Annotated in this window: 18 protein-coding genes; 6 read left to right on the plus strand and 12 right to left on the minus strand. The window is 57.2% G+C overall.

From position 1 onward, the window contains the following. Window positions 1-87: 87 nt before the first annotated feature. From AC0J6G_RS14460 to AC0J6G_RS14475, 4 genes are all read left to right on the plus strand, one after another. A complete protein-coding gene (locus AC0J6G_RS14460; protein ID WP_475248820.1) occupies window positions 88-1,368 on the plus strand; it encodes a bifunctional O-acetylhomoserine aminocarboxypropyltransferase/cysteine synthase in 1,281 nt (426 codons plus the stop codon). A gap of 69 nt (window positions 1,369-1,437) precedes the next feature. Next, window positions 1,438-1,872, plus strand: a complete 435-nt coding sequence (gene trxC / locus AC0J6G_RS14465; protein WP_475248822.1) for a thioredoxin TrxC — start codon at window positions 1,438-1,440, stop codon at window positions 1,870-1,872. A 94-nt stretch (window positions 1,873-1,966) separates the two neighbouring features. Beyond that, window positions 1,967-2,410, plus strand: a complete 444-nt coding sequence (locus AC0J6G_RS14470; protein ID WP_475248824.1) for a PaaI family thioesterase — start codon at window positions 1,967-1,969, stop codon at window positions 2,408-2,410. Between the two features lie 89 nt (window positions 2,411-2,499). After that, window positions 2,500-3,300 carry a universal stress protein gene (locus tag AC0J6G_RS14475; protein ID WP_475248826.1) on the plus strand — a complete coding sequence of 267 codons (801 nt, stop codon included), beginning with the start codon at window positions 2,500-2,502 and terminating at the stop codon, window positions 3,298-3,300. Between the two features lie 106 nt (window positions 3,301-3,406). Here the strand turns inward: AC0J6G_RS14475 and AC0J6G_RS14480 are convergent, their stop codons facing one another. Beyond that, complete coding sequence (locus tag AC0J6G_RS14480) at window positions 3,407-4,180, minus strand: ParA family protein (protein WP_475248827.1); 774 nt, start codon at window positions 4,178-4,180, stop codon at window positions 3,407-3,409. Between the two features lie 212 nt (window positions 4,181-4,392). On the opposite strand from AC0J6G_RS14480, the gene AC0J6G_RS14485 reads away from it, so the two are divergent. Continuing rightward, window positions 4,393-4,752 (plus strand): hypothetical protein, encoded by a 360-nt coding sequence (locus AC0J6G_RS14485; protein ID WP_475248829.1) that lies wholly within the window; start codon window positions 4,393-4,395, stop codon window positions 4,750-4,752. Window positions 4,753-4,934: 182 nt separating this feature from the next. Here AC0J6G_RS14485 and hemE read toward each other — a convergent pair whose 3' ends face one another. The 11 genes from hemE to AC0J6G_RS14540 form a co-directional block, all read right to left on the minus strand. Then, a complete protein-coding gene (gene hemE, locus AC0J6G_RS14490) occupies window positions 4,935-6,002 on the minus strand; it encodes a uroporphyrinogen decarboxylase (protein WP_475248831.1) in 1,068 nt (355 codons plus the stop codon). Window positions 6,003-6,199: 197 nt separating this feature from the next. Beyond that, window positions 6,200-7,618, minus strand: coding sequence for an FAD-dependent oxidoreductase (locus tag AC0J6G_RS14495; protein WP_475248833.1), 1,419 nt, complete (start codon window positions 7,616-7,618; stop codon window positions 6,200-6,202). 34 nt (window positions 7,619-7,652) lie between these two features. Next, window positions 7,653-12,101, minus strand: coding sequence for a glutamate synthase large subunit (gene gltB, locus AC0J6G_RS14500; RefSeq protein ID WP_475248834.1), 4,449 nt, complete (start codon window positions 12,099-12,101; stop codon window positions 7,653-7,655). A 240-nt stretch (window positions 12,102-12,341) separates the two neighbouring features. Then, window positions 12,342-13,931, minus strand: coding sequence for an AAA family ATPase (locus AC0J6G_RS14505; RefSeq protein WP_475248836.1), 1,590 nt, complete (start codon window positions 13,929-13,931; stop codon window positions 12,342-12,344). A gap of 10 nt (window positions 13,932-13,941) precedes the next feature. Continuing rightward, window positions 13,942-15,045 (minus strand): 3-dehydroquinate synthase, encoded by a 1,104-nt coding sequence (aroB, locus tag AC0J6G_RS14510; RefSeq protein ID WP_475248838.1) that lies wholly within the window; start codon window positions 15,043-15,045, stop codon window positions 13,942-13,944. Window positions 15,046-15,096: 51 nt separating this feature from the next. After that, on the minus strand, window positions 15,097-15,615 hold the full coding sequence (gene aroK / locus AC0J6G_RS14515) for a shikimate kinase AroK (protein WP_475248839.1): 519 nt from the start codon (window positions 15,613-15,615) through the stop codon (window positions 15,097-15,099). Window positions 15,616-15,619: 4 nt separating this feature from the next. After that, window positions 15,620-17,725 carry a type IV pilus secretin PilQ gene (locus tag AC0J6G_RS14520; RefSeq protein ID WP_475253770.1) on the minus strand — a complete coding sequence of 702 codons (2,106 nt, stop codon included), beginning with the start codon at window positions 17,723-17,725 and terminating at the stop codon, window positions 15,620-15,622. 55 nt (window positions 17,726-17,780) lie between these two features. Continuing rightward, complete coding sequence (gene pilP, locus AC0J6G_RS14525; protein ID WP_475248841.1) at window positions 17,781-18,305, minus strand: type 4a pilus biogenesis lipoprotein PilP; 525 nt, start codon at window positions 18,303-18,305, stop codon at window positions 17,781-17,783. After that, window positions 18,302-18,925 (minus strand): type 4a pilus biogenesis protein PilO, encoded by a 624-nt coding sequence (gene pilO / locus AC0J6G_RS14530; protein ID WP_475248843.1) that lies wholly within the window; start codon window positions 18,923-18,925, stop codon window positions 18,302-18,304. The genes pilP and pilO overlap by 4 nt, the downstream gene beginning before the upstream one ends. Continuing rightward, window positions 18,922-19,494, minus strand: a complete 573-nt coding sequence (pilN, locus tag AC0J6G_RS14535; protein ID WP_475248845.1) for a type 4a pilus biogenesis protein PilN — start codon at window positions 19,492-19,494, stop codon at window positions 18,922-18,924. The genes pilO and pilN overlap by 4 nt, the downstream gene beginning before the upstream one ends. Continuing rightward, window positions 19,494-20,558 carry a pilus assembly protein PilM gene (locus AC0J6G_RS14540; RefSeq protein ID WP_475248847.1) on the minus strand — a complete coding sequence of 355 codons (1,065 nt, stop codon included), beginning with the start codon at window positions 20,556-20,558 and terminating at the stop codon, window positions 19,494-19,496. The genes pilN and AC0J6G_RS14540 overlap by 1 nt, the downstream gene beginning before the upstream one ends. 184 nt (window positions 20,559-20,742) lie before the next feature. On the opposite strand from AC0J6G_RS14540, the gene AC0J6G_RS14545 reads away from it, so the two are divergent. Next, window positions 20,743-23,154, plus strand: a complete 2,412-nt coding sequence (locus tag AC0J6G_RS14545) for a penicillin-binding protein 1A (protein ID WP_475253772.1) — start codon at window positions 20,743-20,745, stop codon at window positions 23,152-23,154. Window positions 23,155-23,227 lie beyond the last annotated feature (73 nt).

A 23,227-nucleotide genomic window follows, 5' to 3' on the forward strand; every position in this document is an offset into this window, starting at 1 on the left:
CCCGTTTCAGTGCGCCAGCGCATTGACCGGGCCTTGTTGCTTTGGCCATGCTGCGTACCTTGCAATCTGCCCTGAAGGAACGCGCGTATGAAATTGGAAACCCTGGCCATCCACGCCGGCTATAGCCCCGATCCGACCACCAAGGCGGTGGCGGTACCGATCTACCAGACCAGCTCCTTTGCCTTCGACGACACCCAGCACGGCGCTGACCTGTTCGACCTGAAGGTCGCTGGCAACATTTATTCGCGCATCATGAACCCGACCAACGCGGTGCTTGAAGAGCGCGTGGCCGCACTGGAAGGCGGTGTTGGTGCGCTGGCCGTTGCCTCGGGCATGGCGGCCATCACCTACGCGATCCAGACCGTCGCCGAAGCGGGCGACAACATCGTCTCGGTGGCCAAACTCTACGGCGGCACTTACAACCTGCTGGCCCACACCCTGCCGCGCTTTGGCATCCAAACCCGCTTTGCCGCCCACGACGACATCGCTGCCCTAGAAGCGCTGATCGACGACAACACCAAAGCGGTGTTCTGCGAATCCATCGGTAACCCGGCGGGCAATATCGTCGACCTCGCCGCCCTGGCAGCCGCTGCGCACCGCCATGGCGTGCCGCTGATCGTCGACAACACCGTGGCCACGCCGATCCTCTGCCGGCCGTTTGAACACGGCGCCGACATCGTCGTGCACTCGCTGACCAAATACATCGGCGGTCACGGCACCAGCATCGGCGGCATCGTCGTGGATTCCGGCAAATTCCCCTGGGCCGACAACAAGGCGCGCTTCCCGCTGCTGAATACGCCGGATCCGTCCTACCACGGCGTGACCTACACCGAAGCCTTCGGCCCTGCTGCCTTTATTGGCCGCTGCCGCGTGGTACCGCTGCGCAACACCGGCGCAGCGCTGTCGCCGTTCAATGCCTTCCTGATTTTGCAAGGGCTGGAAACCCTGGCCTTGCGCATGGAACGCCACTGCGAAAACGCGCTGAAAGTCGCCCATTACCTGCAAAACCATCCGCAGGTGGCCTGGGTCAAATACGCCGGCCTGCCGGACCACCCCGAGCACGCGCTGGCGCAGAAATACTGTGCGGGCAAGCCGGCGTCGATTTTGTCGTTCGGCATTGTCGGCGGACAGGAAGCCGGGGCGCGCTTTATCGATGCGCTCAAGCTGGTGGTGCGCCTGGTGAATATCGGCGATGCCAAATCGCTGGCCTGCCACCCGGCTTCGACCACCCATCGCCAGCTGAATGACGAAGAGCTGGAGCGCGCTGGCGTCCCCCGCGACATGGTGCGCCTGTCGATTGGTATCGAGCATAGTGATGACATCCTGGCGGACCTCAGCCAGGCGCTGCAGGCCGCGCAAATCCTCTAAACAGACAAGGCGCACTTGATATCCGCGCAAGCGACTCCAGATAAGGCATAACCGCCTCTGGAGTCGCCCATGTCCAATCCTCTGCTGATCCCCTGCCCACACTGCAATGGCCTCAACCGTATTCCGGCCGAACGCCTGAGCGATGCGCCGCGCTGTGGCCGCTGTAAGGCTGAGGTCTTACCGAGCACGCCCTTTGTGCTGAACCAGGCCAGCTTCGCCGCGCAGAACAAGGGCGATTTGCCGTTGCTGATTGATGTGTGGGCCAATTGGTGCGGCCCGTGTCGCAGCTTTGCGCCGATTTTTGCGCAGGCCGCCAGCCAGCTGCAGGGGCGCTGCCGCCTGGCCAAACTGGACAGCGAAGCCAACCCGCAACTGTCCACGCAAATGGGCATCCGTTCGATCCCCAGCCTGATCCTGCTCAAAGGAGGCGTGGAAGTTGCCCGCCAGAGCGGCGCCCTGCCGCTGCCGCAATTGCTCGGCTGGCTGCGTCAGCAGGGCATCTGAGCACTTCGGTCAATCGACTGACGACCTTGCGGTCATTACTTCGGCCACATGCACCCTTTAGGCTGGCTGCACAACACTATGTGTGGAGCCAAGCATGACGATGCCTATCGAGCTGGTGCGCCAGCTCACCGAAGAACAAATCGCCTTTGTCCAACGCAGCGGCCTCAAGGCCGAAGTTCTTGAGCCGGGCCATGTGCGCTTGCGCATGCCGCTGACGGGCAACCAGAACCATATCGGCAGCATGTACGCCGGTGCGCTGTTCACCCTGGCGGAGATTCCCGGCGGTGCACTGTTCCTCACCAGTTTCGATGTTCAGCGCTTCTACCCCATCATTAAGGAAATGAACCTGCGCTTTCGTCGCACGGCCACCGGCGACATCCGCGTCGAAGCGCACCTGAGCGCAGAGGAAATCCATCGCCTGCAAAAACAGGTAACGGATGAGGGCAAAGCTGAGTATGTTTTACAGTTGCAGCTGACCGACGACAGTGGTGAAGTAGTGGCCCTGAGTCGTGGCGTGTACCAACTGCGCGCACGCTGACGCTTAACCTTGCCGTAGGTCAAAAGTGCAGCTATGACTCGAGGTCAGAATAAAATGTGCCGACATGCATCGGCAGGAGAACGTCGATCATGCCCCGTCATATCCTGATTGCTCACGACCTACGCGACACCGCCGACATGGCACTGTGCCGCGCTGCACAACTGGCCAAACAGTTCAACGCCAAGCTGACCCTGCTGCATGTGCTCGACCCGAGCAAGAGCAGCCAGGAGCACGAACAGGCCAAACAAGCCCTGGATCGCAGCCTGAACCAATACGCTACGCCCGGCACGCAGCTGTTGATCCGCTCCGGCATCAAGCCTTCAGAGGTGGTGTTGCAGCAACTCAATGAGCTGGGCTGCGACTTGCTGGTACTCGGCGGCCACCACCAGCGCCATGATTTCTTCTCCGGCACCAGCCTGGACCGCATTGCACGCAACTGCCCGGTGCCGCTGCTATTAGTCGCGCGTAACAACAGCGAGCCTTACCAGCGCGCGCTGTCAGCCATCGACTTCTCGCTTTGCGCCTGCAGCGCCCTTGGCCAGGCCTACCGCCTGCTGCCGGAAAGCGCTGAGCTGCATGCTCTGCACGTGTTTGAACCTGACAAAGGCACCGCCCAGCAGGTCGAAGCACAACTGGCGACGCAGAAAGCCTTGATCAGCCAGCTGCTGGAGGATGAAGCGCAAAACCTGCCGGAAAAAGGCCCGACCCTGACCCACTCGGTGGAGCAAGGCGGCATCTTGCGCTGCCTGCAATCACACCTGAAAAGCACCCAAACCGAGCTATTAGTACTCGGCAGCCACGGCCGCAGCGCGCTGTCGCAAGCCCTACTCGGCAGCCTGGCGCAGCACTTCCTGCATAAGGCGCCCTGCGATATCTACGTGGTGCGCTAAGGCGCTGACTTACCACCTGCTGCGCGCCGGCCGTGCGGCGCTGAAAACCGGCTCTGAACCCGCCAAAAAAGCTGCCTCGGCAGCTTTTTTGTTATTCAGGCGCGGCTCAGTCAGCGTTATTGAGCAGGTCGTGCAGCTCGACAAACTGCTGGGTCAACTTATGGTTGCGATCCAGATAGATCAGCGGCATGCACGCCTGGTGCGACTCGCGCATCTTCACCGAACTCATCAGGTTGACCGGTAATACCGGCAAGCCCTCGGCGATCAACTCATCCAGCAACTGTTGCGGCAGCGTGGCGCGCGGCTGGAACTGGTTGACCACAATGCCTTCGACTTCCAGACCCTCGTTGTGGTCTTCCTTGAGCTCTTCGATTTCGCGCAGCAAGCCATACAGCGCCTGACGCGAGAAGGTGTCGCAATCAAAGGGGATCAGCACCCGGTCCGCCGCAATCAAGGCCGAGACGGTATAAAAGTTCAGCGCCGGCGGGGTGTCCAGGTAGATGCGCTCGTAGTCCTCGCTGAGCGAGTCCAACAGTTTGCGCAGCTTATTGATCTTGTGCTTCTGCTCCAACTTAGGCTGCAGGTCGGCCAGCTCGGCGGTGGCGGTAACCACATGCAAGTTGTCGAAAGGCGTTTCGTAGATGTCCACGCTGCCTTTCTTGCCGAACGGCGCAGACGACAGGGTGTTCTTGAAGAACTCGGCGATGCCCATGGGGATGTCATCACCGGTCAGGCCCGTAAGGTAATGGGTCGAATTGGCCTGGGCATCGAGGTCGATCAACAGCGTGCGGTAGCCCTGGGAAGCGCTGACTGCGGCCAGGTTGCAGGCAATGCTGGACTTACCCACACCGCCCTTCTGATTGAAAATTACGCGCCGCATGAAGTACCTCCCTGAGCCCCAAAATGGTCTTGGATTCTATGCAAAAAACCTGCGGATAAGCGAAAAAACCAAAAACTCGTGCTGCGGCTATTCGGCCCAAGAACGAAGGCTAAAAGCCACTACGCCATGCTAAGCTCCGCCGCCGCTTATTCTGGCAGACCAAAAACCTAGCACGTATGGGATTGCCCCCATGCTCAAAAATGGAAATAGCTATGCAAAAAGCAGTTTTGACGACACTTCTCGGGGCGCTATTGATTTCTGGCTGCACCATTCGAGTAGCCGATATGACAGTAGGTAGTACCAAGAACTACAACATCAACTCGGCAAAGTTCGTTAAGGGTCCGCGAGTAGTTGGTGAGGACTCTTATCCAGTGATCCTGTTTCCCACAGGCATCCCAAATATGAAAACAGCAATCGACAAAGCAATCGAAAAAGATAAATGTGCGGTTGGCCTGAGCGACCTAGTTATTAGCCAGCTAAACCATTCCTTTATCATCGGCTCGATCGGTATCCGCGCCGAAGGTAATCTGATCATCGACGCCAGTCAGCCAGGCTGCACCGGACGTACCTGAGTAGTGCACGGAAACTAAGGATGGAAAGCAGATAGCGATGAGCGCCGTGATCCCGCGCGGGGATCACGGCAGCCAACTAGAAAGAGCACTTTCAATCGGTTTGAACAGCAGTCGCAGCTATCAGAAGCAGCCCCTCTAGCAAAGCACTTTGCTGCTTCCGGCGAAAAGCTATAACCAACTATTTACGCGTGATACTGCGCCGACAACTCATGCACCGCTTCGAAGAACGCACCGGCATGAGCCGGGTTTACTTCCGGGGTGATGCCGTGGCCGAGGTTGAACACGTGGCCAGTGCCATGACCGTAGGCCGCGAGTATGCGCCCTACTTCAGCGCGGATCGCCGCAGGGTTGGCGTACAGCACGCTCGGGTCCATGTTGCCTTGCAGCGCGACTTTGTCGCCAACCCGGGCACGGGCGCTGCCGATGTCACAGGTCCAGTCCAGACCCAGGGCTTCGGCACCGGTCTCAGCCATGGATTCCAGCCACAGGCCACCGCCCTTGGTGAACAAAATGACTGGCACGCGGCGGCCGTCGTGTTCGCGGATCAGGCCATCGACGATCTTCTGCATATAGGCCAGGGAGAACTCCTGATACGCCGCCGCTGACAGGCTGCCGCCCCAGGAGTCGAAAATCTGCACGGCCTGAGCACCGGCCTTGATCTGCCCGTTGAGGTAGGCCGTGACCGACTGCGCCAGCTTATCGAGCAGCGCATGCATGGCCTGCGGGTTGTCGTAAAGCATGGCTTTGGACTTGCGGAAATCCTTGCTTGAGCCGCCTTCCACCATATAGGTGGCCAACGTCCAGGGGCTGCCAGAGAAGCCAATCAACGGCACACGGCCATTCAGTTCGCGGCGAATGGTACGCACGGCGTCCATCACATAACCCAGATCCTGCTCCGGATCGGGAATAGGCAGCGCCTCGATATCAGCCATGCTGCTGATGACTTTCTTGAAGCGCGGGCCTTCGCCGGTCTCAAAATACAGGCCTTGGCCCATGGCATCGGGGATGGTCAGGATGTCAGAGAACAAAATCGCCGCGTCCAATTGCGGGAAACGATCCAGCGGCTGGAGGGTGACCTCGCAGGCCAGCTCCGGGTTCTTCATCAGGTTGACGAAGTTACCGGCCTGGGCCCGGGTGGCGCGGTACTCGGGCAGGTAACGACCGGCCTGACGCATCATCCACACCGGGGTGACGTCGACAGGTTGCTTGAGCAGAGCACGAAGGAAGCGGTCGTTCTTCAAGACGGTCATGGCAGATCCCGATCTAAGTCAGCAGTAAAAGTGCGTGCATTTTCGCAGAGCGCAAAACAAAAGGCACGGCGAGTGCCGTGCCTTTTGTCTATAGGGTCAATTTGTCGCGGGAAAACACTTCTGTGGGAGGGGCTTCAGCTGCGCTGCCGTCGATTTAAAGCACGCGGCTAAAGCCCCCACAGACACAGCGCTGTAATTTAGACGCCGAGGTAATCCAAGATGCCTTCGGCGGCGTTGCGGCCCTCGAAGATGGCCGTCACCACCAGATCAGAACCACGGACCATGTCGCCACCGGCGAAGATCTTCGGGTTGCTGGTCTGATGCTTGAACTGGCTTTGCTCCGGCGCGACCACACGGCCCTGGCTGTCAGTGTTGATCGTGAAGTCAGTGAACCAGGGCGCCGGGCTTGGGCGGAAGCCAAAGGCAATCAGCACCGCTTCAGCGGGGATGATTTCCTCGGAACCCGGAATTGGTTCAGGGCTACGGCGACCACGGGCATCCGGCTCGCCGAGACGGGTCTCGACCACCTTCACACCTTCAACCTTGTCTTCACCAACGATGGCGATGGGCTGACGGTTGAAGAGGAATTTCACCCCTTCTTCCTTGGCGTTCTTCACTTCCTTGCGCGAGCCCGGCATATTTTCTTCGTCGCGCCGGTAAGCGCAGGTGACCGACTTGGCACCCTGACGGATCGAGGTGCGGTTGCAGTCCATCGCCGTGTCACCGCCGCCGAGCACGACAATGCGCTTGCCCTTCATGTCGATAAAGTCTTCCGGCGACTTCTCGAAACCGAGGTTGCGGTTGACGTTGGCAATCAGGAAATCCAGCGCATCGTGCACACCCGGCAAATCTTCACCGGGGAAGCCGCCCTTCATGTAGGTGTAGGTACCCATGCCCATAAACACGGCATCGTATTCATCCAGCAGCTGCTGCATAGTGATGTCTTTGCCGATTTCGGTGTTCAGGCGGAACTCGACGCCCATGCCGGTGAAGACTTCACGGCGATGGCTCAACACGGTTTTTTCCAGCTTGAACTCGGGAATGCCGAAGGTCAGCAGGCCGCCGATTTCTGGGTTCTTGTCGAACACCACCGGGGTCACGCCATTGCGCACCAGCACGTCGGCGCAGCCCAGGCCAGCAGGGCCCGAACCAATAATCGCCACGCGCTTGCCGGTCGGTACCACGCCCGACATGTCCGGACGCCAGCCCATGGCAAACGCTGTGTCGGTGATGTACTTCTCCACCGAGCCGATAGTCACAGCGCCGAAGCCGTCGTTCAGGGTGCAGGCCCCCTCGCACAGACGGTCCTGCGGGCACACCCGGCCACAGACTTCCGGCAGGGTGTTGGTCTGGTGGCTCAGTTCAGCCGCCGCGAGGATGTTGCCCTCGGACACCAGCTTGAGCCAGTTGGGAATGAAGTTGTGCACCGGGCACTTCCATTCGCAATAGGGGTTGCCACAGCCCAGGCAACGGTGTGCCTGGTCGGCAGCCTGCGCAGGCTTGAAGTTGTCGTAGATCTCGACGAACTCTTTCTTACGCTGACGCAACAGTTTCTTCTTCGGGTCTTTGCGCCCGACTTCGATGAACTGGAAGTCGTTATTCAGACGTTCAGTCATTGCAATACCTCATCAAACCACTTCAGGCGCATTCTTATTGCGGGTTGGCACGGGTGCTGGAGAGCAACGACTTCAGGCTTGCCGCCTTCGGCTTAACCAGCCAGAAGTTACGCAAGTAGTCGTCCAGGTTTTCCAGCAGGTTTTGGCCCCACTCGCTCGATGTTTCTTGCACATACTCCGTCAGCACCTGCTGCAGGTGAGTCCGGTAGGCTTCCATGGCCTCGTTGCTGATCCGCTGAATTTCCACCAGTTCGTGGTTCACGCGGTCGTAGAAACTGTTGTCCAGGTCGAGCACATAGGCGAAACCGCCGGTCATGCCAGAGCCGAAGTTGTAGCCGGTCTTACCCAACACGCAGACAAAGCCACCCGTCATGTATTCGCAGCAATGGTCGCCCGTGCCTTCCACCACGGTGTGCGCACCGGAATTACGCACGGCAAAACGCTCGCCCGCAGTACCTGCAGCAAACAGCTTGCCACCTGTGGCACCGTACAAGCAGGTGTTACCGATGATGGCGCTGTCTTGGGTCTTGAACGGGCTGCCTTTCGGCGGGGTGATCACCAGCTTGCCGCCGGTCATGCCCTTGCCGACGTAGTCGTTGGCGTCGCCTTCCAGATACAGGTTCAGACCACCGGCGTTCCACACACCGAAGCTCTGGCCCGCAGTGCCCTTGAAGCGGAAGGTGATCGGCGCCTTGGCCATGCCCTGGTTGCCGTGTTTGCGGGCGATTTCGCCGGAGACACGGGCACCGATGGAGCGGTCGCAGTTGCAGATTTCCAGATCAATCTCAGCACCGCTGGCGGCATCGATCGCCGGCTTGACCAGCTCGACCATCTTCTCGGCCAGCAGGCCTTCGTCGAACGGCGGATTGCGATCAACCAGGCAGAACTGCGGCTTGTCGGCCGGAATGTGGTCGCTACCGAGCAGCGGCGTCAGGTCCAGGTGACCCTGCTTAGCAGTTTCGCCGGGCAGCATTTCCAGCAGATCGGTACGGCCGATCAGCTCTTCCAGGCTGCGGACACCCAGCTTGGCCAGCCACTCGCGGGTTTCTTCGGCGACATAGGTGAAGAAGTTCATCACCATTTCGACGGTGCCGATGAAGTGATCCTTGCGCAGCTTGTCGTTCTGCGTGGCCACGCCGGTGGCGCAGTTGTTCAGGTGACAGATGCGCAGGTATTTACAGCCCAGAGCGATCATCGGCGCAGTACCGAAGCCGAAGCTTTCGGCGCCTAGGATGGCCGCCTTGATCACGTCCAGGCCGGTTTTCAGGCCACCGTCAGTCTGTACCCGTACCTTGCCGCGCAGGTCGTTGCCGCGCAGGGTCTGGTGGGTTTCGGCCAGGCCGAGTTCCCATGGTGCACCGGCGTACTTGATCGAGGTCAGCGGCGATGCACCGGTACCACCGTCGTAACCGGAGATGGTGATCAGGTCGGCGTAAGCCTTGGCCACACCGGCGGCGATGGTGCCGACACCGGCTTCCGCCACCAGCTTGACCGACACCAGAGCGGCCGGGTTGACCTGCTTGAGGTCATAGATCAACTGCGCCAAGTCTTCGATGGAGTAGATGTCGTGGTGCGGCGGTGGCGAAATCAGCGTCACGCCCGGCACTGCATAACGCAGCTTGGCGATCAGGCCATTGACCTTGCCGCCCGGCAGCTGGCCGCCCTCGCCGGGCTTGGCGCCCTGAGCCACCTTGATCTGCAGCACTTCGGCGTTGACCAAGTATTCCGGGGTTACACCGAAACGGCCGGTAGCGACTTGCTTGATCTTCGAGCTGCGCACGGTGCCGTAACGGGCCGGGTCTTCGCCGCCCTCACCGGAGTTGGAGCGCGCGCCCAGACGGTTCATCGCTTCGGCAATGGCTTCGTGCGCCTCAGGCGACAACGCGCCGAGGGAAATCCCGGCGGAGTCAAAGCGCTTGAGAATCTCACCCAGCGGCTCAACCTGATCAAGCGCCAACGGCTGATCGGCCAGCTTCAGCTGCAGCAGGTCGCGCAGCATCGACACCGGACGGGTGTCGACCAGCGTGGTGTATTCCTTGAATTTCTCGTAGCTGCCTTGCTGCACCGCCGCCTGCAGGGTGTTGACCACATCCGGGTTGTAGGCGTGGTACTCGCCGCCGTAAACAAACTTGAGCAAGCCGCCTTGCTGGATCGACTTACGCGCGTTCCAGGCTTCTGCCGCGAGCAGCTTCTGCTCGTTTTCGATATCGACAAAGCGCGCGCCCTTGATGCGGCTGGCCACACCCCGGAAGCACAGCTCGGTGACGTCATCGGCCAGGCCGACGGCTTCGAACAACTGCGCGCCACGGTAGGACGCCACGGTGGAGATACCCATCTTCGACAGGATCTTCAGCAGGCCTTTGGAGATGCCTTTGCGGTAGTGCTTGAACACTTCATACAGATCGCCCAGCACTTCGCCGGTGCGAATCAGGTCGCCCAACACTTCATAAGCGAGGAAAGGGTAAACCGCCGACGCGCCGAAGCCGAGCAGCACCGCATAGTGGTGCGGATCGCGGGCAGTCGCCGTCTCGACCAAGATGTTGCAGTCGCAACGCAGGCCTTTTTCGGTCAGACGGTGGTGAATCGCACCGGTAACCAGCGAAGCGTGAGCCGGCAGTTTGCCAGGGGCAATGTGGCGGTCAGACAGAACCAGCAGCACCTTACCGGCGCGCACCGCTTCTTCAGCCTGATCGGCCATATTGCGCACGGCGGCTTCAAGACCGAGCGACTCGTCGTAGTTCATGTCGATCAGCTGACGCTCGAAGCCTGGGCGATCCAGGTTCATCAATGCGCGCCACTTGGCCGGCGAAATCACCGGGCTGCTGAGAATCACCCGCGCAGCGTGCTCTGGCGACTCTTCGAAGATATTGCGCTCGGCACCGAGGCAGATCTCCAGCGACATGACGATGGCTTCACGTAGCGGGTCGATCGGCGGGTTGGTGACCTGGGCGAACTGCTGACGGAAGTAGTCGTACGGCGAGCGCACGCGCTGGCTGAGCACGGCCATCGGCGTATCATCGCCCATGGAGCCGACCGCTTCCTGCCCCTGCTCGCCCAACGGACGCAGCACCTGATCACGCTCTTCGAAGGTGACCTGGTACATCTTCATGTACTGCTTGAGCTGAGCCTGGTCGTAGAAGGCCGAACCGTGGTCACGGTCTTCCAAGGTGGCGCGAATGCGCTGGGCGCTTTTACGCATCCACTGCTTGTAGGGGTGACGCGACTTCAGACGGTTGTCGATGTCGTCGCTGCCGAGGATCTGCCCGGTTTCGGTGTCCACCGCAAGAATCTGCCCCGGGCCGACACGGCCCTTGGCCAGCACGTCTTCAGGCTGGTAGTTCCATACGCCGATTTCCGAGGCCAGGGTGATGTAACCATTTTTCGTGGTCACCCAGCGCGCCGGGCGCAGACCATTTCGGTCGAGCAGGCACACGGCATGGCGACCATCGGTGAGTACGACACCGGCTGGACCATCCCAAGGCTCCATGTGCATGGAGTTGTATTCGTAGAACGCGCGTAGATCGGCGTCCATGGTTTCAACGTTCTGCCAGGCTGGCGGAATCAGCATGCGCACGCCACGGAACAGGTCGATGCCGCCGGTGACCATCAGCTCAAGCATGTTGTCCATGCTCGAGGAGTCGGAGCCGACGCGGTTAACCAAGGGGCCGAGGTCGTCCAGATCGAAGATCTGATCGTTGGCAAACTTCAGGCGGCGGGCCTGCGCCCAATTACGGTTACCGGTGATGGTGTTGATTTCACCGTTGTGCGCGAGGAAGCGGAACGGCTGCGCCAGCGGCCACTTTGGCAGGGTATTGGTAGAGAAACGCTGGTGGAACACGCAAATGGCAGTCTGCAGGCGCTCGTCACCCAGATCTGGGTAAAACTGCTGCAAGTCGGCCGGCATCATCAGGCCTTTGTAGATGATGGTCTTGTGCGAAAAGCTGCAGATGTAGTGATCGCTGTCGGCCGCATTACTCACCGAGGAGCGACGACGGGCACTGAACAGCTTGATCGCAAATTCCTGATCGGACAGACCTTCACCGCCGATAAACACCTGCTCAATCTGTGGCAAGCGCTCAAGTGCCAGACGGCCCAGCACGCTGGTATCGATCGGTACCTTGCGCCAGCCGACCAGGCTGAGGCCAGCCGCCAGAATCTCGCGATTCATGTTTTCGCGCGCCGCTTCGGCTTTGACCGGGTCTTGGTTGAGGAACACCATGCCCACGGCGTACTGCTTGGGCAGCTCAACAGCAAAGTGCTGCTGGGCGATGGCCCGCAGAAAGCTATCAGGCTTCTGGATCAGCAGGCCGCAACCGTCACCGGTTTTACCATCGGCGTTAATTCCGCCGCGGTGGGTCATGCATGTCAGGGCTTCAATCGCGGTCTGCAGCAGGTGATGGCTAGCCTCACCCTGCATATGGGCGATAAGGCCGAAGCCGCAGTTATCCTTGAACTCATCAGGACGGTACAAGCCTGCTTTCATAGAGATTCTCACCAGACGACCTTTTGCAAGGTAATTACTTTCTAATTCAATAACTTACCACTCACGCAGGGCCTAACCCCAGCTTTGCGCAGGCGAAAGGGCTGCCAGTGTACATATCCGCTCAGACCACCACAAACCTAGACGTCCAAAATATGAAAGCTTATGTCGCCAAAGTGGAGGCCAGGACCGAGAGGTCGTGTTAGCGACCCATCGGTCAGCGCAGACACTTATGCGTATTAGCTAGCGACCCTGAGCAATTTCTTGCTGAATACCGGCGAAGTTGCGCGGCCACGGCTTACCAGCCTGCACTTTCGCGGGCAGTGTACGCAAGGCCGCCTGCGCCGCATCGCGCGTTGCAAAACTGCCGTAGGTAACGACAAACAGCGGCTTACCTTGGTGCTGCTTCTTGAAGTAGTGGTAATCCGCGCCATGGGTTTTTACAAAAGCCTGCGCCGCACTTTCCAGACGCGCACCAAGTATCTGCAAGGTAAAGCGCGAACCAGCCTGAGCGGCATACCAATCAGCACCTGCAACAGACTTGGCTGCTGCCGGCGGTGCTTGCGGTTTGGCCGGCGGCGGCACGGCAGCGACCGGCGCAACCTTTTGCGGGACGGGTGCGGCAGGCGGCGCAACTGCAGGCGCCACCTTGACCGGCGCCGCCACCACAGGCGCAACCGGGGCGCTGACCGGCACCACGGGCGCGGGCTCTGGCGTAACATCCGCAGCACTGGAAGCACCCGCCGAATCAGCTTCTTCTGCACCACTCAAGCCCGCAGCCCGCGCCAACGGCTCACGAATCACAGGCTGAGCCTCACCGACCAAAGGCAGCGGCAACGGCTGATTTGCGCCCTCAAACTGAATGGCAGGTGCAACCGCAGCAGCAGCAGCAGCAGCAGCATCAGGTGACGCCGCCACATCAGGCGCAACACTCCCATCGAGTGGCAACTGAGCAATAACCGGTACCGCGGCGTCTTCACCACTGCGCCCCTGCATAAGCCAGGCAGCCAGCACCCCAATGGCCACTACGCACAGAGCCAGTAAGTGCTTACGCGGTAAGCCAAAGGAGAAACCACGACGGCTCGCTGCGCCGCGTTGCGCCAACATCGCCTCAACCAGCGACTCCCGGGCAACCTGGTTAATTACACCCGGCCAGCCGCCAGACTGCTCATGGATGTCAGCAACTTGGTCATCGCTAAACACCTCAATCCCTTGCGCCGCACCCTCAAGACGCTGGGCCAGGTACTCCCGCGTTTCTTCCTCGCTGTAAGACTGCAATTCGATGACATGGAAACTCTCATCACCCGCCGCAAAACCTTCCAAACGCGGCAACAGCTGCGACTCGGCAAACAGAAATACATGCGGACGGCCTTCGGCATTACCTTGAGCAAGGCCCAATAAGCCGGTCAACGCAGCATCGCTAAGATCCTCGGCATCATCAACCAGCACATAGACTTCCTGCCCGGTCAGCGCCAACTGCCCAACCTGCGCAAGAATGGCCGGCAACTCTGGGCGCTGAATCTGCAAGCCCTGCGCGATCTGGCGCAAAATGCTTGCGGGATCAGAGACACCTTTAGCGGATACCACCACGCTCTGCACCGACTGCTTGTTGGTGCTGGCTACCAATGCCTGACGCAGCAGGGTTTTACCGCTGCCATCCGGACCACTGACCACCAATAACAGCTGGCTGTAGCGCGCCAGGTGGTGCAGCTGCCCGAGCACAGGCTTACGCTGCGCCGGAAAGAACTTGAAACCCGGCACCCGCGGCGCGAAGGGGTCATGAGTGAACTGGTAGTGATCGAGAAACGCCTCGTCAGCATGCAAACTTGTCATGGGGCACTCGTTAATTTTTAAGCTGAGCCAGCTGCGCCGCATAGTCTGCGTTCAGCGTGGCATTCAAAATTTCTCGGGGGAAATCGCCGGTCACAACCGCTTCACCCAAGCTGCGTAGCAAGACCAGGCGTAACTTGCCATCGAGAACCTTTTTGTCGACCGCCATATGCTCCATAAAGTCCTCCGCCGTCATCGTTTCAGGAGGAACAACCGGTAGACCGGCGGCAACAAACAAACGAACTGCACGCTCACGCTCGAATGATGTAATCCAACCCAAGCGCTCCGACATGTCCAACGCCATGACCGTGCCAGCAGCCACAGCCTCACCGTGCAGCCAAACACCATAGCCTTGGTGCGTCTCGATAGCATGGCCAAAGGTATGCCCAAGATTTAACGTCGCACGCACCCCCGACTCACGCTCATCAGCGGCCACCACCCGCGCCTTGGCGGCACAGGAGTGGGCAATCGCCTCAGTCAGCGCCGCCTGATCAAGAGCGCGCAATGCTGGCATATGTGCCTCAAGCCACGACAGGAAGGGCTCATCGCAAATCAAACCGTACTTGATCACCTCGGCCAAACCAGCGGACAGCTCACGCGCCGGCAGGGAATTTAGCGTTGTTGTATCAATCAGTACCGCTTGCGGCTGATAAAAAGCCCCGACCATGTTTTTGCCAAGCGGGTGATTGATACCCGTCTTGCCACCGACAGAGGAATCAACCTGTGACAACAGGGTGGTGGGTACCTGAATGAAATTCACGCCGCGCTGATAACAAGCTGCCGCAAATCCCGCCATATCGCCGATGACACCGCCTCCGAGGGCAATGACCGTGGTACGCCGGTCATGTCGCGCACCCAGCAACCCGTCAAAAATCAGCTGCAGGGTTTCCCACGTTTTATAGCTCTCGCCATCAGGCAGCACGACAGACGTAACCACGCGACCTTCGAGCGAACGCTCAAGTGCAGCCAGATAAAGAGGGGCAACGGTCTCATTCGTTACGATCGCGACTTGCCGCCCGATGATGTGCGCGGCCAGCAAATCATCACGTGCCAACAACTCAGCACCGATGTAAATCGGGTAGCTACGGTCACCAAGATCGACATGAAGAGTCTGCATAAAGCCCCCAGATTACAAAGAGGGCTAGGATAACGCAGTTCAGCCTAGGCTTTAACGGGGAGAAAGCGCTTCAAGGCGCTCAAGGATCTCTTGCACCACCAAGCGCGGAGGACGTTCGTCGGTTTCAACCACCACATCGGCAATTTCACGATAAAGCGGATCGCGAAGTGCAAACAACTCCGCCAATACCTTGCCGGGATCAGCGGAGCGTAACAGAGGACGATTACGGTCTCGCGAAGTACGGTCAACCTGCTGCTCGACGGAAGCATGCAGATAAACCACATGACCACCGCGCCTCAGTGCAGCACGATTTTCACCGCGCATTACCGCACCACCACCGGTGGCCAAGACCATTCCGTCGACATCGCAAAGCTCTGCGATAACCGCCTGCTCGCGCTCACGGAAACCCTGCTCACCTTCAACATCGAAGATCCACGGAATATCCGCTCCTGTGCGCTGCTCAATCTCTTTATCAGAGTCTTTGAACGGCAACCGCAGCTCTTTAGCCAACAAACGCCCGATGGTGCTTTTACCCGCGCCCATCGGGCCAACAAGAATCAAGTTGCGCACTGAATCAGCGACTCACCGCAATGGCTTGATTATTCATGATGCGCGGGGTAAGAAAAACCAAGAGCTCGGACTTGTTATCCTGAACGATGTCGCGCCGGAACAAACGCCCCAAGTAGGGCAGGTCACCAAGGAAAGGAACCTTCTCCACACCTTTGGTTTGAGTGTTGGAGAACACGCCACCCAACACGATTGTCTCACCGTCACTCACAAGAACCTTGGCGTTAACTTCGTTCTTATTGATTGGCGGTACACCATTCAACGCACGAGCAAAATCCGGGGCATCTTTGGTCACCTTAACTTCCATGATAATTCGATTATCCGGGGTGATTTGTGGCGTTACCTCAAGAGACAGGGCCGCTTCTTTAAACGAAGTAGTGCTGGCACCGCTAGAGCTTGCTTCTTGGTATGGAATTTCGGAACCCTTAAGGATCTTCGCGGTTTCTTTATCAGAGGTAACCACCTTGGGCTGAGAAATGATTTCACCGTTACCGGTTTTCTCCATGGCAGAGAGCTGAAGATCCAAAACAACATTATCAGTCAAAAAGCCAATGCCGATACCCGATGTGCTCCCAAGCACACCCATATCTACAAACGGAACAGGAGCTACACCGTCTTCAAGCGTGAATCCGCCAACGGTATCCGTACCCGGTAAAAGTCGCTGCCCCTCATCATTAAATGATTGAGCACCATCTTTACCATATGCACTCCAGTTACCACGCGTGGCAGATCCTCCCCAACGCACCCCCAAAGCTTTATCATAATCGACGTTAGCCTCGACAATACGAGCCTCAATCATTACCTGGCGTACGGCCACATCCAGTTGCGCAACAATCCGGCGCAGCTCATCAAGTCGCTCTTGAGTTTGGTACGCAATAATGCTGTTAGTCCGGTCATCAACAGTTACCGAGCCGCGCTCAGCCACGGCACCGTCCGCACTTGTCACAGACTGAAACAGCTGCGCCATGTCAGAGGCTTTCGCATAGTTAACCTGGATAAGCTCGCGTCGCAAAGGCGCAAGGTCAGCAACCTGTTTTTTGGACTCAAGCTCTTGACGCTCGCGCGCCGCTATTTCATCGGCCGGTGCAACCAGCAGTACGTTGCCCACTTTGCGCTTGTCGAGTCCCTTGGTTTTAAGCACCAGATCAAGAGCCTGATCCCACGGGACGTTCTGCAGACGCAATGTGATATTGCCAGCAACCGTATCACTCGCAACCAGATTGAGGTCCGTAAAATCTGCAATCAACTGCAAAACAGAACGAACATCAATGTCTTGGAAATTCAGGGACAGCTTTTCTCCCGTATAAGAGAAGCTTTCCGCCTTACGCAGATCCGCCTCGCCCTGGGTTAGCGGCTTTACGCTGATCGTAAGTTTGTTATCCGTCTGATAGGCTAAGTAGTCATAAACGCCCGTCGGCTCAATAACAACACTGGACTTGTTAGCAGTGCCTGTAGCACTTACGTACTGAACAGGCGTTGCAAAGTCTTTGACGTCCAGCTTCACCCTAAGGGACTCCGGCAACTGGGTCCCCGCAAAATCTAAACGAATTTTCCCGCCTTGATCTTGTATATCAGGCGTAATAGATGAGTCAGACAAAGTAATCACAATATTACCTTCACCCTGCTCGCCGCGCTGGAAGTCTATGTTGCTAATCGCGTTGGATTGGGGCACATATTTCTTTGTGGTCACCACAGGCGCCGATGCTACAGGCGGAATGCTGGAAACTGCACTGCCGCCCTCGCCTACAACAACAAAAAGATTGTTACCTTCAGCGCGCGTATTGTAAGGCGATAGATTAGTTAGATTGATAATGAGCCGTGTGCGGTCTTTTGCCTCAACAACGGTCACACTGCGCGCATTACCTGCACCCAGCTCTCTAGTCTTTACGCCCAGCTTGTTTGACACCCCCGGCAGATCAAGCGCGATACGTGCCGGCTGCTCGATGGTATAGCCTCGCGGGGCAAGCACAGGCTCATCAAATGTAAGTTTTAACTCGACACGATCTCCAGGCAAAGCAGAGACATCAAGCGCCTGTAAGTCTGCGGCCATTAGAGATGGCGACAGCAGTGCCGCCAAAAGAGAGAGCCCTAAAAAAGAGGGAGATATGTTCATAATCATATTCCGCTGAGCAGATCGGTTATTTTTTTTCATAGTCACTCCGCTCTGATTAAGAGCGCTCCTTAAGGGACAAGCTACGCGGCCGCTCTAACCAACCACCCTCGCCATCCGGAACGATTTCAACTACATCAACTTTTGATTCGTCTATAGCAAGTATTCGGCCATGGTTGCGGCCAAGATAATCACCAACCCTAACTCGGTGCACGCCACCCGCGCCACTTACTAGCGCGTAAGCAACTGAGTCATTCGCTAAGGTGCCGACCATGACAAAGTTTTCTATATTGAAGCCTTCTAGAAATTGCTTTGTCCGCGCCTCATCAGGCTTAACATTCTTCGAGCCCTTTTGCCTATCGGCCATCTCCAGTTTAACTGGCGGCTGAAATGGACTTCTCAATGCGGCAGCACTGTATGTAAAACTCTCATATGGCTGAAATGTTGGCAGCGGCTCAATCTCACCCTTAGGGCGGGCTCGCACTTCATCCATGTAGGCTTGAAGGTCAGCGAAGCCACCATTCTGGCCACAGCCAGAAATAATAAAAAACGACAAAAACAATACAGACTTAATCAACTTCATTGCGCCTCCCCCTTATCGTTATAGCGATAAGTTTTGGCCAATATACTCATGCGCAACTTAGATGAGCCATCATCATTAGCCGGAACCAGATCAAAGTCATGCAGCGTGACAATCCGTGGAAGGCTCGCAACACCACTGACAAAAGTCGCCAAATCGTGATAAGCACCCACGACAGTAATTTGTATGGGAAGTTCTATATAAAATTGCTGTGCAGCTTCAGGCAGAAGCTTGATTTCTTCAAACTCTAAGCCACTGCCCAATCCGGTTCGTGTTATGTCCTCGAGCAAGCCGGGCACTTCAGTATCACTTGGCAACTGTTTCAACAGGGCACCAAAAGAAACCTCCATCTCCTGCATTTGCTCCTTATAGGCATCTAAGTTTGCCGCTTGAAAAGCCTTACTTGAAAACTGCTCTTTGAGTGAAACCTCTTCAGCTTGCTTGGCTTCCAAGCTGGCCTGTAAATCCTTGAGGTGAAAATTGTAGCCAAGCGCAATAACTGCTACTAACAACAACGCACCGGCAATAAACTTTACTGCAGCAGGCCAAGAGCCCACGTTATTAAAGTCAAGGTCATTCAAATCGATCTGACGCAGGCTCTCTAAAGAATCATTAAGACTCATTGCTTGGCCCCCTCTGCAGCAGGCACAGGCTGGGTCTGCTGCACGCTCAACTGAAAGACATTTGCTTGATCTACCGCACCGGCTGTCACAGATTTAACCTCAGTGAGATTGGGTGCCGTTAACCATTCTGACGCGTCCAAGTTACGCATCAGGTTCGATACGCGGTTGTTCGATTCAGCGGCGCCTACGATAGCGATATTTTTCGCGGTCATTTTTATGCCCGTAAAGTACACACCGTCCGGCAAGGTTCGAACTAACTGATCAAATACGCGCCCGATAATAGGCCGATTACCTTGTAGGTCCTGAATAATCTTCATGCGCTCAAGAAGCTGCTGACGGCGAGTTTTAAGCTCACTGATTTCTTTGATGCGCGCATCCAGCACAGCAATTTCTTTGCGGACAAATTCATTTCGAGCGTTTTGTTGTTCAATCGCACTATTGAGGTACTGATCGCCTAAAAACACAGCACCGGCCGCAACAATAAACACACCGGCAAGGGTTACCAGGAACCGCTGTTTGCGCTCTTCGCGTAACTGTTCACGCCAAGGGAGTAAGTTAATCCGCGCCATTAGTCGAAACTCCTCATCGCCAGGCCACAGGCAATCATCAAGGCCGGGGCATCACTGGCGAGCGCGCCGGCATTGACCTTGCTACTCAGTGCCATCTCAGCGAATGGGTTGGCAACCAGCGTCTGCGTGCCTATTTTCTGCTGGATCAAACGATCGAGATCCGGGATTGAGGCCGTACCACCAGCGAGCAGGATGTAGTCAACATCGTTGTATTGGCCTGCGGCGAAGAAGAACTGTAGGGAGCGGGCAACCTGCTGAACCACTGCCTCTTTGAAAGGCTGCAGCACTTCGCTGTCATAGTCATCAGGCAACCCTCCCTGCTTTTTAGCAAGGCCGGCTTCTTCAACGGACAAGCCATAACGCCGTTGAATTTCTTCGGTGAGTTGCTTACCGCCAAACAACTGCTCGCGCGTATAAATCGTGCGCCCGTTGTGCAGAACGCTGAGCGTAGTCATGGTTGCGCCGATATCGACGACTGCAACCGTCAGCTCATCACGACCGCCTCCTAGCTGATCAACCAACAACCCGTATGCACGCTCTAAGGCATAGGCTTCGACATCAACTACTTTGGCGGTCAGACCAGCCAGCGCCAGCGCGGCCTCGCGTACCTCCACGTTCTCCTTGCGGCAGGCCGCAAGCAGCACTTCGACACGGTCAGCGTTACGTGCTGACGCGCCCTGCACCTCGAAGTCGATTGCTACTTCTTCAAGCGGGTAAGGAATGTACTGGTCGGCTTCAATCTTCAGCTGATTTTCCAGCTCATCATCGGAAAGCCCAGCTTCCATCTCGATGGTCTTGGTAATCACAGCGGAACCTGCCACGGCCACTGCAACAGACTTCACGCCGCTTTTGGCTTTAGTAAGGACGCGCGAAAGAGCCTGACCGACGCCTTCGAGGTCAGCGATATTCTTTTCGACCACCGCATTTGGCGGTAGCGGCTCCACTGCGTAGGCCTCTACTTTGTAGCGGCTTCCGGAGCGGCTCAATTCGAGGAGCTTGACCGAGGTCGAACTGATATCGATCCCGAGTAGCGTATTCGCTTTCTTATTGAAGAGCCCTAGCACGACCGATTTCCTATTGGCATCCGCGACTTACGGACTATTTATGTTTTTTCACATTAAATAACAGTCTTGACAGAAGCGCAAATGGCTACCCGGCAAAAAAACCGCTTATAATGTGATCAGTTTTTCTCTTTTAACCTTGTGTTTCGCTTAACTCGTTCTTTTATCTGGAAATCCAAAAATCTTGATGTGTCTTTTGCGGTTTTTCTGCTGGTCTTGCCTCGCCATTTTTTGTGGCCTGGTACTCAGTTTCAGCGGGGCCTTCCTCTATCTTAGCCCTAGCCTTCCGTCCGTCGACTCGCTACGCAGCATTCAGCTGCAGATTCCCCTGCGCGTGTACAGCAGCGATGCCAAGCTGATCGCTGAATTCGGCGAAATGCGCCGCTCACCGATTGCCTTCGCCGACATCCCCAAGGATTTCATCGATGCCTTGCTCTCGGCGGAAGACGATAACTTTGCTAACCATTATGGCGTCGACCTTACCAGCCTGATGCGCGCTGCAACGCAAATCTTGAAAAGTGGCCAGATTCAAACGGGTGGTAGCACCATCACCATGCAAGTGGCAAAGAACTTCTTTCTCACTAACGAGAAAAGTTTTTCACGCAAGATCAACGAGATACTGCTTGCCCTGCAAATTGAACGCGAACTCAGTAAGAATGAAATTCTTGAACTCTATGTAAATAAAATTTATTTAGGCAACCGCGCTTACGGTATCGAAGCGGCATCACAGGTTTATTACGGAAAGTCCATCCGCGAAGCCAGCCTTGCGCAGATGGCGATGATCGCAGGCCTACCGAAAGCCCCTTCACGCTACAACCCCTTGGCGAACCCTACCCGCTCGATGGAGCGCCGCGACTGGATTTTAGGGCGCATGTACAGCCTGGGGCGCATCGATAAGCAGCGCTATGAAGACGCATTGGCCGAGCCGATCAACGTCAGCTACCACGTGCCAACGCCCGAACTGGTAGCGCCTTATATTGCCGAGATGGCCCGTGCTGAAATGGTTGGGCGTTATGGCAGCGATGCCTACACCGAGGGATTTAACGTCACCACCACGGTGCCCAGCGACCTGCAACAGCTCGCCAATAGCGCCGTCCGCGAGGGGCTGATCACCTACGACCAACGTCATGGCTATCGCGGTCCAGAAAGCCGCTTACCGGGCATGACCCGGGAAAACTGGCAGAGTGAACTAGGCAAGCTGACATCGCTCGGCGGTTTGGAACCCGCTGTTGTGACCAGCGTTGAGAAAAGCGGGATCATGGTCCTGCTGCGTAACGGCGAAGAACACGCCGTAGCCTGGGACAGCATGAAATGGGCCCGCCCCTTCCTCAACACCAATAGCCTTGGCCCACGGCCACAGCAGCCCGCGGATATCAGCAAAATAGGCGACGTGATACGTGTGCAACGTCAGGAAGATGGCAGCCTACGCTTTGTTCAACTACCCGCCGCGCAAAGCGCGCTGGTCTCGCTGGACCCGAACAACGGCGCAATTCGCGCCCTAGTCGGTGGTTTCTCCTTCGAGCAGAGCAACTACAACCGCGCGGTGCAAGCCAAAAGGCAGCCAGGCTCAAGCTTCAAGCCATTCGTCTACAGTGCTGCGCTGGACAACGGCTACACCGCCGCCACCTTGGTGAATGATGCCCCCATTGTGTTTGCCGATGACGCGCTGTCGCAGGTCTGGCGGCCGAAGAACGATAACAACACCTTCCTCGGCCCGATCCGCTTACGCGAAGCCCTGTACCGCTCACGTAACCTGGTGTCCATTCGCCTACTGCAAGATCTTGGCATTGAAAGCACCCGCAGTTATATCGAGCGCTTTGGCTTTGAGAAAAAAGACCTTCCGCCCAACTTATCCATGGCCCTCGGCACCGCAAGCCTGACGCCAATGGAAATTGCGGAAGGCTGGAGCGTGTTTGCCAGCGGTGGCTACAAAACTGAGCCTTACCTGATTGAGCGCATTGAAGATCGTAACGGCACGCAGCTGTTCAAGGCCAACCCAGTGCAGACACCAACAGCTATCGCCGCGCACCAACAGCAGAGCGCAGCACCACTCAGCAACAGCGATCAGCCACTGCTGCCGGAGCCTGTTCTGGCCGAACAGATCATCGATGGGCGCACGGCTTACATCATGACCAGCATGCTTCAGGATGTGATCAAGCGCGGCACCGGGCGCCGCGCCATGGCGCTGGGGCGAGATGATTTGGCGGGCAAAACCGGCACCACCAACGAGTCGAAAGACAGCTGGTTCTCCGGTTATAACGCCGACTACATCACCACGGTGTGGGCCGGTTTCGATCAGCCGGAAAGCCTGGGGCGCAATGAATACGGCGGCACCGTGGCGTTGCCAATCTGGATGAGCTACATGGGCGCCGCGCTTAAGGATAAGCCCAGCCATTTACTGCCAGAACCTGACGGTATACTCACCCTGCGTATCGACCCGCGCAGCGGCCGAGCGGCAACTGCTGACACGCCGGATGCTTACTTAGAACTGTTCAAGAGCGAAGATACACCGCCACCAATGGGTGAGTTTGAGCCCGGTACCTACATCCCTGGTAGCCCATTACCTGCCGACGAAGCTGCGCCGATCGACCTGTTCTAACGTCGCCAACGGTACACGCGCTATCAACCAAATTAGCGACCATAAAAAACCCGCCGAAGCGGGTTTTTTATTG

The sequence above is a fragment of the Pseudomonas sp. TS_SC_3 genome, from assembly GCF_056156225.1.